The sequence below is a fragment of the Pilimelia columellifera subsp. columellifera genome, from assembly GCF_039532605.1.
Classification (GTDB): Bacteria; Actinomycetota; Actinomycetes; order Mycobacteriales; family Micromonosporaceae; genus Pilimelia; species Pilimelia columellifera.
The window spans coordinates 1-540 of record NZ_BAAARY010000092.1 but is presented as its reverse complement, the minus strand read 5'-3'; the positions used below and the strand labels follow the sequence as shown (position 1 = coordinate 540).

Annotated in this window: 1 protein-coding gene; it reads right to left on the bottom strand. The window is 67.0% G+C overall.

Annotated features, from left to right (window positions below; genetic code table 11):
* Positions 1-32 precede the first annotated feature (32 nt).
* Positions 33-540 (bottom strand): transposase (locus ABD287_RS18475; protein ID WP_344174835.1); only part of this gene is annotated, 508 nt, incomplete at its 5' end.

Genomic DNA, 540 nt, shown 5'->3' with positions numbered 1-540 from the left:
TACTGAGGTTCTTGGGTCAGGGTCCGGCTTGGTCAGGGTGGCGCTAGTCCGGTGGCGTTGAGGAATCCGTTGATCAGTCCGGGCCGGTACTGCATGGTTTTGAGTCGTTTCCTGGCGGTGCGGGCGAGGTCGGTGATGGTGCCTGCGGCGAGGTTGGCCATACCGCGTTTCATGTTCGACCACACGTTCTCGGTCGGGTTCAACTCCGGGGCGTAGGCGGGCAGTTGGTAGACGCGCAGCCAGTGGCGTGCGGCGATCATCTTGCGCATCCTGCGGGACTTGTGAGCCGGTAACCCGTCCCAGATCAGCACGATCGGCCCGCCGAGCTGTTGGTGGGCGGCGTCGATCATCTCCGCGAACTGCGCTTCGGCGAAGCCCTTGGGCTCGCCCTTGCGGCCACGGTGGAGCATGAGCCGGTAGAGCAGCCGGGCACGCTGCCCAGGCTTGTAGGCGACCATCCCGGCCACCGACATGCGGCGCCCACCACGGCCGGCCACGGTCAGAATCGGGGTAACGCCACGCGGGCCCCAGGTGCGGGCC